Source organism: Zhengella mangrovi (genome assembly GCF_002727065.1).
Lineage (GTDB): Bacteria > Pseudomonadota > Alphaproteobacteria > Rhizobiales > Rhizobiaceae > Zhengella > Zhengella mangrovi.
In genome coordinates this window covers 326,151-341,333 of sequence record NZ_PDVP01000001.1, presented here as the reverse complement: position 1 = coordinate 341,333, position 15,183 = coordinate 326,151, and the positions used below count along the sequence as shown (strand labels likewise).

Annotated in this window: 12 protein-coding genes; 11 read left to right on the top strand and 1 reads right to left on the bottom strand. The window is 66.8% G+C overall.

Annotated features, from left to right (window positions below; translation table 11 throughout):
- The first annotated feature begins 202 nt into the window (after window positions 1-202).
- The 10 genes from sppA to olsB all read left to right on the top strand — a co-directional run bounded on the left by sppA (window position 203) and on the right by olsB (window position 10,051).
- Window positions 203-1,171 (top strand): signal peptide peptidase SppA, encoded by a 969-nt coding sequence (sppA, locus tag CSC94_RS01610; RefSeq protein ID WP_099303062.1) that lies wholly within the window; start codon window positions 203-205, stop codon window positions 1,169-1,171.
- Between the two features lie 55 nt (window positions 1,172-1,226).
- Window positions 1,227-1,508: an integration host factor subunit beta gene (locus tag CSC94_RS01605; protein ID WP_099303060.1), complete on the top strand. Its 282-nt coding sequence runs from the start codon at window positions 1,227-1,229 to the stop codon at window positions 1,506-1,508.
- Window positions 1,509-1,665: 157 nt separating this feature from the next.
- Complete coding sequence (locus CSC94_RS01600) at window positions 1,666-1,995, top strand: lipopolysaccharide assembly protein LapA domain-containing protein (protein ID WP_099303058.1); 330 nt, start codon at window positions 1,666-1,668, stop codon at window positions 1,993-1,995.
- Between the two features lie 13 nt (window positions 1,996-2,008).
- Window positions 2,009-2,977, top strand: a complete 969-nt coding sequence (gene lhpI / locus CSC94_RS01595) for a bifunctional Delta(1)-pyrroline-2-carboxylate/Delta(1)-piperideine-2-carboxylate reductase (protein WP_099303056.1) — start codon at window positions 2,009-2,011, stop codon at window positions 2,975-2,977.
- A gap of 243 nt (window positions 2,978-3,220) precedes the next feature.
- Window positions 3,221-4,327 (top strand): RsmD family RNA methyltransferase, encoded by a 1,107-nt coding sequence (locus CSC94_RS01590; protein ID WP_099303054.1) that lies wholly within the window; start codon window positions 3,221-3,223, stop codon window positions 4,325-4,327.
- The gene (locus tag CSC94_RS01585) at window positions 4,324-5,175 is read left to right on the top strand and encodes a TrmH family RNA methyltransferase (protein ID WP_099303052.1); all 852 of its coding nucleotides are present in this window, start codon (window positions 4,324-4,326) and stop codon (window positions 5,173-5,175) included. The genes CSC94_RS01590 and CSC94_RS01585 overlap by 4 nt, the downstream gene beginning before the upstream one ends.
- The gene (gene lspA / locus CSC94_RS01580; protein ID WP_099303050.1) at window positions 5,172-5,663 is read left to right on the top strand and encodes a signal peptidase II; all 492 of its coding nucleotides are present in this window, start codon (window positions 5,172-5,174) and stop codon (window positions 5,661-5,663) included. Before CSC94_RS01585 ends, lspA begins: the two co-directional genes overlap by 4 nt.
- A 56-nt stretch (window positions 5,664-5,719) precedes the next feature.
- Complete coding sequence (gene acuI, locus CSC94_RS01575) at window positions 5,720-6,715, top strand: acrylyl-CoA reductase (NADPH) (protein WP_099303048.1); 996 nt, start codon at window positions 5,720-5,722, stop codon at window positions 6,713-6,715.
- An 81-nt stretch (window positions 6,716-6,796) separates the two neighbouring features.
- Window positions 6,797-9,049: a PAS domain-containing hybrid sensor histidine kinase/response regulator gene (locus CSC94_RS01570; RefSeq protein ID WP_099303046.1), complete on the top strand. Its 2,253-nt coding sequence runs from the start codon at window positions 6,797-6,799 to the stop codon at window positions 9,047-9,049.
- 177 nt (window positions 9,050-9,226) lie between these two features.
- Complete coding sequence (olsB, locus tag CSC94_RS01565; RefSeq protein ID WP_245408223.1) at window positions 9,227-10,051, top strand: l-ornithine N(alpha)-acyltransferase; 825 nt, start codon at window positions 9,227-9,229, stop codon at window positions 10,049-10,051.
- Between the two features lie 5 nt (window positions 10,052-10,056).
- On the opposite strand, the gene mutS is transcribed toward olsB, so the two are convergent.
- Window positions 10,057-12,702 carry a DNA mismatch repair protein MutS gene (gene mutS / locus CSC94_RS01560; protein WP_099303042.1) on the bottom strand — a complete coding sequence of 882 codons (2,646 nt, stop codon included), beginning with the start codon at window positions 12,700-12,702 and terminating at the stop codon, window positions 10,057-10,059.
- A gap of 194 nt (window positions 12,703-12,896) precedes the next feature.
- Here mutS and CSC94_RS01555 point away from each other — a divergent pair, with 194 nt between their 5' ends.
- A complete protein-coding gene (locus tag CSC94_RS01555; RefSeq protein ID WP_099303040.1) occupies window positions 12,897-15,182 on the top strand; it encodes an NADP-dependent malic enzyme in 2,286 nt (761 codons plus the stop codon).
- The last annotated feature ends 1 nt before the right edge of the window (window position 15,183 follow it).

Below are 15,183 nucleotides of genomic sequence, written 5' to 3'. Positions count from 1 at the left end.
GTTATTTTTCGATAAACACCGGGCGCGCGCGAGACCCCCGCGGCGAATGTCATGCTTTCGCGGACTTGCAAAACAGTCCTTCGCCGAAACGCCGCGAGGCCCTGTCGCCGCGTTTGCCGGTAATTCCAGCGAAACCGGTTTCCACTTTCGCTGGAATTGCTCTAGGACTCCCCGGACGGTTCCAGTTGATGGAGACAGGCGCATGAACCAGGAAGCGGATTCGATCATCGACAGGCGGCGGCTGAGGCGAAAGGTCACCTTCTGGCGCGTGGCCGCCTTCGTCGTTGCGGGCCTGGCCATCATCGTCGTGGCCGCCACTGGCATGCGGGACGAATTCAGCGGCAAGGGCAGCGACCACATTGCCCAGATCCGCATCGAGGGGACGATCACGGAAGACGAGGACCTCCTCAAGCGCATCAACGACGTACGCAAGGCCGACCGCGTGAAGGGTGTCGTGCTGACCATCGATTCGCCGGGCGGAACGACGGTGGGCGGCGAAGCGATCTTCGAGGCGGTCCGCAAGCTCGCCGAAAAGAAACCGGTCGTTGCACAGGTCGGCACGCTGGCGGCCTCCGCAGGCTACATGATCGCCAGCGCGAGCGACCACATCGTGGCGCGCAAGACATCGATCGTCGGCTCCATCGGCGTGCTCGCCCAGATTCCCAACGTCGCAAGCCTTCTCGACAAGATCGGGGTCCGAGTCGACACCATCAAGTCCGCGCCGCTGAAGGCCGAGCCCTCGCCGTTCAACGAAACCACCGAGGCCGAGCGGGCCATGATGCGCTCGATGATCATGGACAGTTTCGAGTGGTTCGTCGGCCTCGTGGCAGACCGGCGTCCGCTGAGCGAGGACGAGGTGCGGCGGCTGGCCGATGGGTCTGTCTTCACCGGCCGGCAGGCACTGGAGCGCAAGCTGGTGGACGAACTCGGCGGCATGGACGAGGCCAAGGCCTGGCTGGAAACCAAGGGCGTCGGGACCGATCTCAAGGTGATCGAGTGGAAGAAACCGGCCGATTCCACGCTCGGCGGGCTTCCGCTGGCGCTGGCATCGCAGCTCCTGGGACTGGAGACGGACAGTCTGGCCGCACTGAAGGCGCTCGCCGGCGAAGGGCTGTTCCTTGACGGCCTGCTTTCGCTCTGGCAACCTGTTGGCGCTATTCAGGAAAATTGATATTTTTACCGGTGCTCGGGCATCGTCGGCCACCGCTACTGGAAAGGGACTCCACGTGATCAAATCCGAACTCGTCCAGATCATTGCCAGCAAGAATCCCCACCTGTTCCAGCGTGACGTGGAAAACATCGTCAACGCGATTTTCGACGAGATCACAGACGCGCTGTCACAGGGAAACCGTGTCGAGCTGCGCGGCTTCGGCGCCTTTTCCGTCAAGAACCGCCCGGCGCGGGCGGGCCGTAATCCGCGTACCGGGGAATCGGTGCACGTGGAAGAAAAGTGGGTGCCCTTCTTCAAGACGGGCAAGGAATTGCGCGAGCGCCTGAACGCGGACTAGAGCATTTCCGCCATTCCCTGGATCGCTCGAATGTCCGGTCGCCCTCTTCACATGCAATTCCGGACACGAAACCGGTTCCCACTTTTGCCGGAATTGCTCTAGAAGGGGCATTGGCAGCCTGCTGCCGCTCAAAACGTTCAAACCGGATCCGATCGCCATGCTCAATCGTCTCGTCACCGTCCTGATCCTGGTTCCCGTTGCCGTCGTGCTGATCGCGCTGGCGGTCGCCAACCGCGGGGCCGTCCCGTTCACGCTGGATCCGTTCAACCCCGGCAATCCCGTGCTCACGGTGCAATGGCCGCTGTTTGCCTACCTCTTCCTCGCCCTCGTGCTCGGCATGGTCATCGGTTCGTTCGCGACCTGGTGGACCCAGGGGCGCTACCGCAAGCAGGCACGTCAGCGTGGCCGCGAAGTCAAGGAACTGCGCGCCGCCGAAACGGCCAAGGTCACCGGCACATCGACCGCGCTCGCCCCGTCGCACAACTGAACGGACGAATCGAATGAAGGTCATCGGTCCCGACGCCGTCGACGCCGCGCTCCCCTATCCGCGTCTTGTCGAAGCCCTGCGCACGGCCTTTCACGACGGCATGGTCCAGCCGGTCCGCCACCACCACACGATCGAACGTCCGGACGGCGCCGATTCGACCCTCCTGCTGATGCCGGCGTGGAGCGATTTCCAGAAGGCGGGCACGTCGGCAGGTGGCTATATCGGCATCAAGATCGTCACCGTCAGCCCGGACAACAACAGCCGCAGCCTGCCGGCCGTGATGGGACAGTATCTCCTGCTCGAGGGCGAGACCGGCGCACCTCTGGCCATCATCGACGGGCAAAGGCTGACTGCACGGCGCACGGCGGCCGCTTCCGCGCTGGCCGGGTCCTACCTCGCGAGGGCCGACGCCAGCCACCTGCTGGTCTGCGGCGCCGGTACGCTGGCGGGAGAACTGGTCGCGGCACATGCCAGCCAGCGGCCGATCCGCCGCGTGACGGTCTGGAACCGCTCGGCGGAAAACGGCGAAGCCATGGCCAGCCGCCTGTCGGCGGCCGGTTTCGAGGCCCGCTTCAGCGATGACCTCGACACCGCCCAGCAGGACGCCGACATCATTTCCTGCTGCACGCTGTCAACGGTGCCGCTGATCAAAGGCAGCATGGTGAAGCCTGGAACCCACGTCGATCTCGTCGGCGCCTTCACGCCGACGATGCGAGAGAGCGACGATGAACTGATGCGGCGCGGAGAGGTCTTTGTCGACACCCGCGCGGGCGCGCTCAAGGAGGGCGGCGACATCGTCCAGGCCCTTGCGTCCGGCGCACTGACGGAAGAGCGCGTGCGCGGCGACTTCTACGACCTGACCCGCGGCGGTTCGGAGGGCCGGTCCGACGATGCCTCCGTCACTGTGTTCAAGTCGGTCGGAGCCGCGCTCGAAGACCTGGCAGCCGGCATTGCCGTCTGGGAAGCCAACGACGGGGCGTGACCCGGCGGCTTCAGCCGATCACGTAAACGACGATGGCGAGGAACAGGCAGACCATCAGGCCCCAGAAGGTCACGGCGGCCGCGTTCTCGCGATAGGACTCGGGCATCGAATTCGTTTCCGGGTTGCAGAATGTCAGGTGTTCGCAGGTTGCCGCCTCGGGGCCCCCCGGTCAAGGCGACGCGATGGACAGGATGGCGGGCCTGTGGCAGAAGCGGCGCGAACAGCGATGACGAGGCGACAGCGTTGAAGGACAAGGGCAAACCGCCACGCGCCGGCGCAAGGAAGACCAGCCGCGGCAAACGGCCCGAGCGGGGCCATGCACAGGCTCCGGGCGACCGGCGCAACGACGTCCGCGGGCCGAAGCCTGACCGCGCTTCCGCGCCACGGCCGGAAGCCGTGCAGGCAGACAGGCCGGCGGCTGCGTCGGCCCGCATTCCGCGCCGTGACGGCGCTTTGCCGGACGAGCGGCTGCCGGTCATCCTGGAAGTGCCACCCGGCGAGGACTACGCGCTGATCGACAGCGGCGACGGGCGAAAGCTGGAGCGCTACGGTCCCTATCTCATCGAGCGGCCCGAGGGCCAGGCCATCTGGCGGCCTGCGCTGTCGGAAGCCGAGTGGGCCAGGGCGGACGCGGTCTTCACCGGCGATACCGACGAGGAAGGCATGGGCCGCTGGCGGTTCCCGCATGCCGCGCTGGGCGAAACCTGGCCGATGAAGCACGACGGCATCGACTACCTCGGCCGATTCACCTCGTTCCGCCATGTCGGCGTGTTCCCGGAGCAGGCGACCCACTGGCAGCACATGGAAAACCTGATCCGCGGCGCAGGACGGCCGGTCAAGGTGCTCAACCTGTTCGGCTACACGGGGCTGGCCTCGCTGGTAGCGGCGCGGGCCGGGGCGGAAGTCACCCACGTGGACGCGTCGAAGAAGGCCATCGGCTGGGCGCGCGAGAACCAGGAGATCGCACGCCTTTCCGACAAACCGATCCGCTGGATCTGCGAGGACGCGCTGAAATTCGTGGAGCGCGAGGCCCGGCGCGGCAATGGCCATGACATCATCCTGCTCGACCCGCCGGCCTATGGCCGTGGTCCGAAAGGCGAGGTCTGGCAACTGTTCGACAACCTGCCGCTGATGGCGGACCTGTGCCGCCAGATCCTCACGCCGAAGCCGCTGGCGGTGGTGCTGACCGCCTATTCCATCCGGGCCTCCTTTTTCGCCATCCACGCCCTGATGCGCGACACTTTCGCCGGCATGAGCGGGCGCGTGGAATCCGGAGAACTGGTGATCCGGGAAGCCTCCGCGGGCCGCGCGCTGTCGACCTCGCTGTTCAGCCGCTGGATCGCGCCATGACCGGACACAGAGACCTGGCCGCGCCCGGCCGCGTGAAGGAGATCACCAGCGTTTCCAACCCGCTGGTCAAGGACATCAAGGCGCTGGCGATCAAGAAGTACCGCGACCAGAGCCAGACGTTCCTGGCCGAGGGGCAGAAACTGGTGATCGATGCGCTCGATCTCGGCTGGCGCATCCGCATGCTGGTCTTCTCGAACGCGGTCAAGGACCGTACCGACATCCAGTCCCTGGCCGCGCGCACCATCGCGGCGGGCGGCGACGTGCTGGAAGTGAGCGAGAAAGTCCTGTCGGCCATCAGCCGCAAGGACAATCCGCAGATGGTGGCGGGGGTCTTCGACCAGCACTACGCGACGCTCTCCGGTATCCGGGCCAGTGGCGACGACGTCTGGATCGCGCTCGACCGGGTGCGCGACCCCGGCAATCTCGGCACGATCCTGCGCACCGCCGACGCGGTAGGCGCGAAGGGCATCATCCTTGTCGGCGAGACGACCGACCCGTTCTCCCAGGAGACGGTGCGGGCCACGATGGGCTCGGTCTTCGCGGTGCCAATCATCCGTGCCAGCCGGGAGCAGTTTCTCGCCTGGCGCCGGGGATGGACCGGCATGGTGGCCGGAACCCACCTGAAGGGGTCGGTCGACTACCGCACGGTGGATTTTTCCGGGCAACCGGTTCTGCTGCTGATGGGCAACGAAAGCCAGGGGCTGCCGGACGACCTGGCGGCCTGCTGCGACCGGCTGCTGCGGATCCCGCAAGCCGGGCGCGCCGATTCGCTCAACCTGGCAGTGGCCACTGGCGTGATGCTCTACGAAATCCGGCGTGCTGCGCTTTCGCTGGAGCCGCGGGCATGACGCAGTCGCGCACCGTTGTGATCCACAGCGTGCTGGCGGCAGGTTTCATCGCGCTCGACCAGTGGATCAAGCACCTGGTCGAAACCGGCATGGGCTATCACGAGCAGATCGACCTGCTGCCGTTCTTCGCGCTGTTCCGCACGCACAACACCGGGATCGCCTTCTCGCTGCTGGCTGATTTCGGTGCCGGCGGGCTGATCGTCCTGTCGCTGGTCATCGCCGCCTTCGTGCTCTGGCTGGCCTGGATCTCCGGGCCCGGTCAGCGCCTCGCCCACCTGGGCTTCACGCTGATCATCGCCGGGGCGATCGGCAACCTGATCGACCGGGTCCTGCTTGGCTACGTGGTCGACTATTTCCTGTTCCACACGCCCGCCTGGTCGTTCGCGGTCTTCAACCTGGCCGATGTCTGGATCACGCTGGGTGCCGGCCTCGTTCTGCTGGAGGAATTCGTGTCCTGGCGGCGTGCCGAAAAGGCCGGCAGCGATTGACGCGGGCGCGCTGACCGGGCCACATGAAACCCGCTGACATTCCCGGAGGATCCATCATGAGCTCGACCTTCAAGGCCATCCTGATCTCGCGCGACGAAAACAAGAAGCAATCGGTCACGACGACGGAGCTGTCCGACAGCGACCTGATGGAAGGCGACGTCACGGTGGCCGTCGAGGCAACCACGGTCAACTACAAGGACGGGCTGGCGATCACAGGCAAGGCACCGGTGGTGCGGCACTGGCCGATGGTGCCCGGCATCGACTTCGCCGGCACGGTCACCGCCTCGACCCATCCCGACTGGAAGGAAGGCGACAAGGTGGTGCTCAACGGCTGGGGTGTCGGCGAAACCCACTGGGGCGCCTATGCCGGCAAGGCACGCGTGAAGGGCGACTGGCTGGTGCCGCTGCCGGCGGGCATGACGCCGCTGCAGGCCATGGCCATCGGCACGGCGGGCTACACGGCCATGCTCTGCGTCATGGCGCTGGAGCGCTACGGCATCCGGCCGGAGGACGGCCCGGTGGTCGTCACCGGTGCGGCCGGCGGGGTCGGCACGGTGGCCATTTCGGTTCTCGCGAAGCTCGGTTTCACGGTCGTCGCCTCGACGGGCCGCCCGGACGAGGCCGGTTTCCTGAAGGACCTTGGCGCCAGCGAGATCATCGACCGGGCCGAGTTCTCCGAACCGGGCCGGCCGCTCGGCAAGGAACGCTTCGCCGCCGGGATCGACGTTGCGGGATCGCATACGCTGGCCAACGTGCTGTCGCAGATCAGTTACGGCGGCGCCGTCGCGGCCTGCGGCCTGGCGCAGGGCATGGACCTGCCGTCGACGGTGGCGCCGTTCATCCTGCGCGGGGTTGCCCTGCTCGGGGTGGATTCGGTGATGGCGCCGAAAGCACGGCGGATGGCGGCCTGGCAACGGCTGTCGCAGGATCTCGACATGGCCAAGCTCGAGCAGCTGTCGCGGACCATCGGGTTCGACGGCATCATCGACGCCGCCACGGCGATCGTGGACGGCAAGATCCGCGGCCGGGTGGCGGTGGACATGACCGCGTGATCGGCAAATCAACGCAAACCGTTCAACTTTTAACGATCGTTCACAGGCTTCCCTAAGCGTCCACGGGCTAGAGTACGGCCCATGGACCAGAGGACCCTGCCAGCACCGGAACCAGCCAAGCCGCCACGCTCCAAGCGGGCGGCCGGAATGGTCGCGCCGATCGCGGCAGAGCACCGGAGACTGCAGGCCCGCGAGACCGGGGCCGGGAAACTCCTGATGATCGCGGCCTTCGCAGCGATCATGCTCGCCGGGCTGACATCGCTCGACGGGTCGTCCGGCCTCGTGACGATGACACTGGCTGGCCTCGGGCTGGCGAGCGCGTTCGCCGGCGTCCTGCTCGACCGGCGCGAACGACGCCGCCTCGCCCGGTTCGCCTCGTCCGTGGAAGCCCAGGAAGCCGACTACGAGGCCCTGGCGGACCGGATGTGGGAGTTGCAGGAGAGCGAGGAACGTTTCCTCGACCTCATCGATGCCCTGGGCGACCTGGTGGTGCATCGCAACCGGAACGGCCGTATCACCTATGCCAATGCCCCCTTCGCGGCCCTGCTCGGCCTGGACCTGGACGCGATCCAGGGCCTGACCCTGGCCGACCTCGGCATCGTGCTCGACATGGCGCCCGATCCGGACCTGGCCGGCAGCGGCTGCCTGATGTCCTGCGACGTCGCCGTTCAGACAGAGGCTGGAACGCGGTGGTTCTCCTGGACGGAGCACTCCGTCCGCGACGGCGTGACCGGTGCGGTTTCGCATCGCGCGATCGCCCGCGACATCACGGCGCGCAAGAAGGCGGAGACCGACCTCATCGAAGCGCGGGAACGGGCCGAGGCGGCAAGCCAGGCAAAGTCGCGCTTCCTGGCCACGGTCAGCCACGAGATCCGGACGCCGATGAACGGGATCATCGGCATGAGCCGGCTGCTCGCCGACACCGGCCTGACACCGGAACAGAAGACCTATGTCGATTCGGTCTCGACTTCGGCTGACGCGCTGCTGCTGCTGATCGAAGACCTGCTCGACTTCTCCAAGATCGAGGCCGGCCGCATCGAGACCGAGCCGCAGGCAGTGCCGATCCGCGAGACGGTGGACAGCGTGGTCGAGCTGCTGGCGTCTCGGGCCTATGCCAAGGATATCGCGATTGCCGCGCATATCGACCCGCGCGTGCCGGAAACGGTCATCACCGACCCGGGCAAACTGCGCCAGGTGCTGTTGAACCTGGCAGGCAATGCGGTGAAGTTCACCGACGAGGGTGGCGTGTCCATCCATGTCGGCATCAAGGGCGGCGCGGCCGGACCCTCGCTTGCCATCCGGGTGCGCGATACCGGCCCCGGTCTCAAGCCCGAGGACCACGAACGGATCTTCGGCGATTTCGAGCAGGCCGACGGCACCTCGACACGCCGGCATGGCGGTGCCGGTCTCGGCCTTGCCATCTCGCGGCGCATTGTCACCGCCATGGGCGGCACGATCACGGTGGACAGCACGCCCGGGAAGGGATCGACCTTCCTTTTCACGGTGCCGTGCGACGCCTGCCCGAACGTGGCCAGGAACGTCATGGCCGGCAAGACGTTCCTGCTCCTTCTTTCCAACGCGATGGAAGCGGACATCCTTGCCGCGACGCTCCGCGCCGAAGGGGCATCGGTTCACATCCAGAATCCCCACGAACCGGCAGAAATGCCCAATGGCACGGCCTTTGACGCCATCCTGATCGATGCCGCGCTGGAAGACGGCCATCGCCTGGAGGCCCTGCGTGCGCAGGGGCTGGTCACCGGCAACCCGGTCATCCTGATCGCGCCGCGCGATCGCGGCCGGCTGGCCCAGCTTCGCGAGACCGGGTACCGGAATTTCCTTGCCCGCCCCGTGCGCGGGCGCACGCTGCTGCGCATCCTTTCCAGCCCCGACGGGGAACCGGACACCGCGAAGGCCGATGCGGCGCCATTCGAACCGGCGGCGCAATCGCGGCGCGGGCTGAACATCCTCCTGGCCGAGGACAACCCCGTCAACGCCATGCTGGCACGGGCGGCCCTGACGCGGGCGGGGCACCGGGTGACCGTGGCCTGCGACGGCGGCGCTGCCGTCGAGCTCTACATGGCCGCCTGCGACACGCCGTTCGACGTCGTGCTGATGGACCTGCACATGCCGGTGATGGACGGGCTCGACGCCCTGGCACGCATTCGCGCCGCCGAAGAGGCCGACAGGAGCGCGACCACGCCGGTGCTGGTGCTGACGGCGGACAGCCAGGAGGAAACCCGAACGCAGGCGCTGGCCCACGGCGCCAACGGCTTCCTGACCAAACCGCTCGACCCGGACCGCCTCGTCGCCGCCGTGCTGGACGCGGCCGCCTGACATCCGGCGAAGATAGCCGTCAAATGACCCGATTGCCGCCTTGGCACGGTCACCGCTCTGTCACCGGCCTGTTGCATTCCGTCTGTATCTGCTGTCGCGTCGATACCAGACTGGAGATTCGCCGTCATGGATGCCCGCTTGATTGCACGAGAGATTCAGCCTAACGCATCATTCGTGATGGAACATGCACTGGCAATCAGCGCGCTTGCGGAACCGAAGGGCGTCCTGGGCCGAATCGGATCGATGGAAGTCCGCCTGGCGCGAAACAGCGCGGAGATCGCCGCTGCCCAGGCTGTCCGTTTTCGCGTCTTCTATGAGGAACTCGGTGCCAAGCGGGCCGATATTCACGACCTCGAACAGCGGGACGCCGACCGCTTCGACATGATCTGCGATCATCTGCTGGTGATCGACACGTCCATCGACGGCTCCGAGCATGACCAGATCGTCGGCACCTACCGCCTGCTGCGCCAGGAGAGGGCACAACAGGGCGGCGGGTTCTACACCAGCGAAGAGTTCAATCTCGACAGCCTCATCCGCCGCCATCCGACCCGCAATTTCCTGGAACTCGGGCGCTCCTGCGTCCTGCCAAGCTACCGGCACAAGCGCACGGTCGAACTGCTCTGGCAGGGCATCTGGACCTATTGCAACCATCACAAGATCGACGTGATGACCGGCTGCGCATCGCTGCACGGCACGGTGCCGGCGGCCCACGCCGAAGCGCTGACCTTCCTGGCCTACAATTTCGCGGCCACCGGCGCCTGGCGGGCTTCCGCGCTGCCGGCGCACTACCACGCCATGGACCTGATGCCGGCGGAAGCGGTGAACCCCAAGGCCGCCATGTCCGCCCTGCCGCCGCTGGTCAAAGGCTACCTGCGCCTGGGCGCGATGATCGGCGACGGCTGCGTGGTCGACGCGGATTTCCGCACGGTGGACGTGCTCGTCATCCTGCCGATCGAGCGGATCGGCGAGCGCTACCTGCAGCACTACGCCCCGAAGCAGTAGCCGGCTCAGGACTGCTTCGGCACCAGTGCCTTGAGGCGATAGAGCGCGTCCAGCGCCTCGCGCGGCGTCATCTCGTCGGGGAGCAGGTCCGCCACCGCGCGCTCCAGCGCGTCATCCTTCTTCGGCGCGGGTTTCTCCACCCGGACAGCGGCGCTGAACAACGGCAGGTCATCGGCGAGACGCGCAGCGGGCGAGGCCGTTTCGCCGGCTTCCAGCTTGCCAAGCACCTCCCGCGCCCGCTCGACCACGGCTTCCGGCAGGCCGGCAAGGCGAGCGACCTGAACGCCGTAGGAACGGTCGGCGGCGCCGCGCGCGACCTCGTGCAGGAAAATCACCTCCCCGTTCCACTCGCGCACCTTCACCGTAACCGAGTGCAGGCGCGGCAGGCGCGCCGTCAGCGCGTTCATCTCGTGGAAATGGGTGGCGAAAATCGCCCGGCACCGGTTCTTGTCGTGCAGGAACTCGAGTGCGGCCCAGGCAATCGACAGGCCATCGAACGTGGCGGTGCCGCGCCCGATCTCGTCGAGGATGACCAGAGACCGCGGGCCGGCCTGGTTGAGGATGGCCGCGGTCTCGACCATTTCGACCATGAAGGTGGATCGGCCACGGGCCAGGTCGTCGGACGCTCCGACACGGCTGAACAGGCGGTCCACGACCCCGACATGTGCCGATGCCGCCGGCACCCAGGCCCCCATCTGCGCCAGGATGGCGATCAGCGCGTTCTGGCGCAGGAAGGTGGACTTGCCGCCCATGTTCGGGCCGGTCAGGAGCCAGATCGCCCCGTCTCCGCCGTCGGTCTCGGGCGAGAGATCACAGTCGTTTGCCACGAAGGGATCGGCCGCCTGGCGGCGCAACGCCTGCTCGACAACGGCATGGCGGCCGGCGGCTATGTCGAACGCCAGGCTGTCATCGACCTTCGGGCGGGTCCAGTTCTCGGCTTCGGCCAGAACGGCGAGCGCCGCGGAGACGTCGAGCACGGCGAGGGCTTCGGCCGCGGCGCGGATCGCTTCTGCGGCGGCAACCGTTTCCGCGACCAGCACCGCGAAGATCTCCAACTCGATCTCCAGCGCCCGTCCGGCGGCATTGGCGATCCGGCTTTCCAGTTCGGCCAGTTCCGTGGTGGTGAACCGCATGGCGCTGGCCATGGTCTGGCGATGGATGAAGCGCGCCTTGGCCTCCGGCGTACCGTTGAGGCTGCCCTGATGGTTGGCGGTGACCTCGATATAGTAGCCCAGCACGTTGTTGTGCCGGATCTTCAGGGAACGTATCCCGGTTTCCTCGATCAGATCGGCCTGCATGGCAGCGATCACCCGGCGCGACTGGTCGCGAAGCGCGCGCATCTCGTCCAGTTCGCCGTGGTAGCCCGAGGCCACGAAGCCGCCATCGCGCTTGAGCAGCGGCAAATCCTCTCCCAATGCGCGTGCGAGGTGGTCACCCAGGGCCTGCGGGAGGCTCCTCAGCGCGCCCCGGGCGGCTTCCAGTTCACCGGGCAGGATGGCCTCGTCGAGGAGGGCGGCTGCTTCCCCGGCCGCGACCAGGCCGGCGCGAATGGCGCCGAGATCGCGCGGGCCGCCGCGGTCCAGCGCGAGACGGGTCAAGGCGCGCGGCATGTCCGGTGCCGCCTTCAGCAAGGCCCGAAGCCGGCCGGAAAAATCCGGGTCATCGAGAAAAAAGGCCACGGAATCCTGACGCGCGGCGATGGCTCGCGGGTCGGTCAGCGGCGCCGTCAGCCGGTCCGCCAGCAGGCGCGCGCCGCCGCCGGTCACGGTACGGTCGATCGACTTGAGCAGCGAGCCGTCGCGGCTGCCGGACAGCGTGCGCAACAGCTCCAGGTTGGCTCGCGTGGCCGCGTCGATATACATGGCCGCGCCGTTTTCCTCGCGGCGCGGGCGCTCCAGCGGCGGACGGCCCTCGATCTGCGTCTTCTCGACATAGGCGATGACGCCGGCAATGGCCGACAGTTCGGCACGGGAGAACTGGCCGAACCCGTCCAGTGCGCCAACGCCGAAGAAGCGACCGATACGGTCGGCGGCTGCAGCGGAATCGAAGAGGCTGGCCGGCTGCGGGTTGACCACCCGGCCCAGCACATCGAACAGCGGGCGCAAGTCGGGATCATGGAACAGCGGGTCGGCGACAACCAGTTCGCGCGGATCGACGCGGGCGATTTCGGCTGCCAGCGCGCCTTCTCCGAGGGCGGCCACGCGGAAATCGCCGGTCGACATGTCCGCCCAGGCCAGCGCGTAACCCTCGCCCCTGACACGCCCCAGGGCCGCCAGGTGGTTGGAGGTCGCCGGGTCAAGCAGCTTTTCCTCGGTCAGCGTGCCGGGCGTGACCAGGCGGATGACATCGCGGCGGACGACCGATTTCGAGCCGCGCTTCCTGGCTTCGGCGGGATCCTCGACCTGCTCGCAGACGGCGACACGATGCCCGGCGGCAATCAGCTTCTGCAGGTAGTCGTCGGCGGCATGGACCGGCACGCCGCACATGGGAATGTCCTCGCCCATGTGCTTGCCGCGACGGGTCAGCGTGATGCCGAGTGTGCGGGCGGCGATCTCGGCATCGGCGAAGAACAATTCGTAGAAATCGCCCATCCGGTAGAACAGGAGCGAATCCGGATTGGCCATCTTGATCTCGATGAACTGCTCCATCATCGGCGTTGCCGACGACAGGCTCTCGGGCGACCCGAGCCGGTCAAGCTGATGGGGATGGGGTTCTGTGCTTGTGGCGTCCGGCGTCAAGGCGGAAAGCTCCCTGTTGCTGAGCCTAAATTCCCGTTTGGCGATTTACAGCGCAGATGTGTAGCCTTATCGAGACTGCTCCACAGCAAAAACTTCCGGAAACGCCCATGCCCATATCTCGCAAACCCCGACAGGCCGGTACGACAGTCACTCCACAGGAGGCACTCGACTTTCACGCACGCGGGCGTCCCGGCAAGCTGGAGATCACGCCATCCAAGCCGATGGCGACGCAGCGCGACCTGAGCCTGGCCTATTCGCCGGGTGTCGCGGTGCCGGTCAAGGCGATCGCGGAAGATCCGAGCCGCGCCTTCGACTACACCACGCGCGGCAACATGGTGGCCGTCATTTCGAACGGGACGGCGATCCTGGGGCTGGGCAACCTCGGTGCGCTGGCTTCCAAGCCGGTGATGGAAGGCAAGTCGGTGCTGTTCAAGCGTTTCGCCGACGTCGATTCCATCGACCTGGAAGTGGATACCCAGGATGTCGACGAGTTCGTCAACTGCGTGCGTTTCCTCGGCCCCTCCTTCGGCGGCATCAACCTGGAGGACATCAAGGCACCGGACTGCTTCATCATCGAGCAGCGGCTGCGGGAGATCATGGACATCCCGGTCTTCCACGACGACCAGCACGGGACAGCCATCATCGCGGCGGCGGGCCTCGTGAACGCGCTGCACCTGACGGGCCGCGACCTGAAGACCGCGAAGCTGGTCTGCAATGGCGCCGGTGCGGCAGCGATCGCCTGCATCGAACTGATCAAGGCAATGGGCATGCCGCCGGAAAACGTGATCCTCTGCGACACGAAGGGCGTCATCTTCCAGGGCCGCACGGACGGCATGAACCAGTGGAAATCGGCCCATGCCGTGAAAACGGATGCGCGCACGCTCGCCGACGCCATCCAGGGCGCGGATGTCTTCTTCGGCCTGTCGGCGAAGGGCGCGCTGACGCCCGACATGGTGTCCTCGATGGCCAAGGACCCGATCATCTTCGCCATGGCGAACCCCGATCCGGAGATCAGCCCCGAGGAAGTGGCGGAACTGCGTGACGACGCCATCATGGCGACGGGCCGGTCGGACTATCCCAACCAGGTCAACAACGTGCTCGGCTTCCCCTACATCTTCCGCGGCGCGCTGGACGTGCGGGCGACCACCATCAACGAGGAGATGAAGATCGCCGCCGTGCATGCGCTGGCGGAACTGGCGCGCGAGGACGTGCCCGACGACGTGGCAGCGGCCTATGGCGGCACGCGGCCGCAGTTCGGTCCGCAATACATCATCCCGGTGCCCTTCGACCCGCGGCTGATCTCGGCCATTCCGGTGGCCGTGGCCAAGGCGGCCATGGACAGCGGCGTGGCGCGGATGCCGATCCTCGACCTGGAAGCCTACGCGCAGCAACTGTCGGCGCGGCGCGACCCGATCGCATCGACGCTGCAGCGCATCTACGAGCGGGTCCGGCGCCAGCCCAAGCGCGTCGTCTTCGCCGAGGGCGAGGAGGAGCAGGTGATGCGCGCGGCCATCGCCTACGTGAACCAGCGGCTCGGAACGGCGATCCTGCTCGGACGCGAGGAGCAGATGCGCCAGACCGCTGCCGAAGCCGGCGTCGATCTCGACCGCCCGGGCATCGAGATCGTCAACGCGCGCCTTTCCAGCCGCAATTCCGATTACGCCGAATTCCTCTACAAGCGGCTGCAGCGCAAGGGCTACCTGTTCCGTGACTGCCAGCGGATGATCAACAACGACCGCAACCACTTCGGCGCGTCGATGGTGGCGCTCGGCGATGCCGACGCCATGGTGTCCGGCGTGACCCGCAACTACTCGACAGTGCTGGAAGACGTCTGCCGGGTCATCGACGCCCGGTCCGGCCATCGCATGATCGGCATTTCGCTGGCCCTGTGCCGCGGCCGCACGGTGCTGGTCGCCGACACGGCGGTGCATGACATGCCGTCGTCGGAACAGCTCGCCGACATTGCCGAGGAAGCCGCCGAAATGGCCCGGCGCATGGGCTATGAGCCGCGCGTGGCGATGCTCGCCTATTCGACCTTCGGCCATCCGCGCGGCGAGCGTTCCGACCGGGTGCGCGAGGCGGTGCAGATCCTCGACAAGCGGCGCGTCGACTTCGAGTACGATGGCGAGATGGCCGCCGACGTGGCGCTCAACGAGGCGCTGATGGAGCAATATCCGTTCATCCGCCTGTCGGGCCCGGCCAACGTGCTGGTCATGCCGGCCTTCCACTCGGCATCCATCGCCACGAAGATGCTGCAGGAGCTGGGCGGCTCGACCGTCATCGGGCCGCTGCTGGTGGGCCTGGACAAGTCGGTGCAGATCGTCCCGATGAACGCCAAGGATTCCGACATCGTCAACATGGCGGCGATCGCCGCCTACAACGCCGCCAACTGAG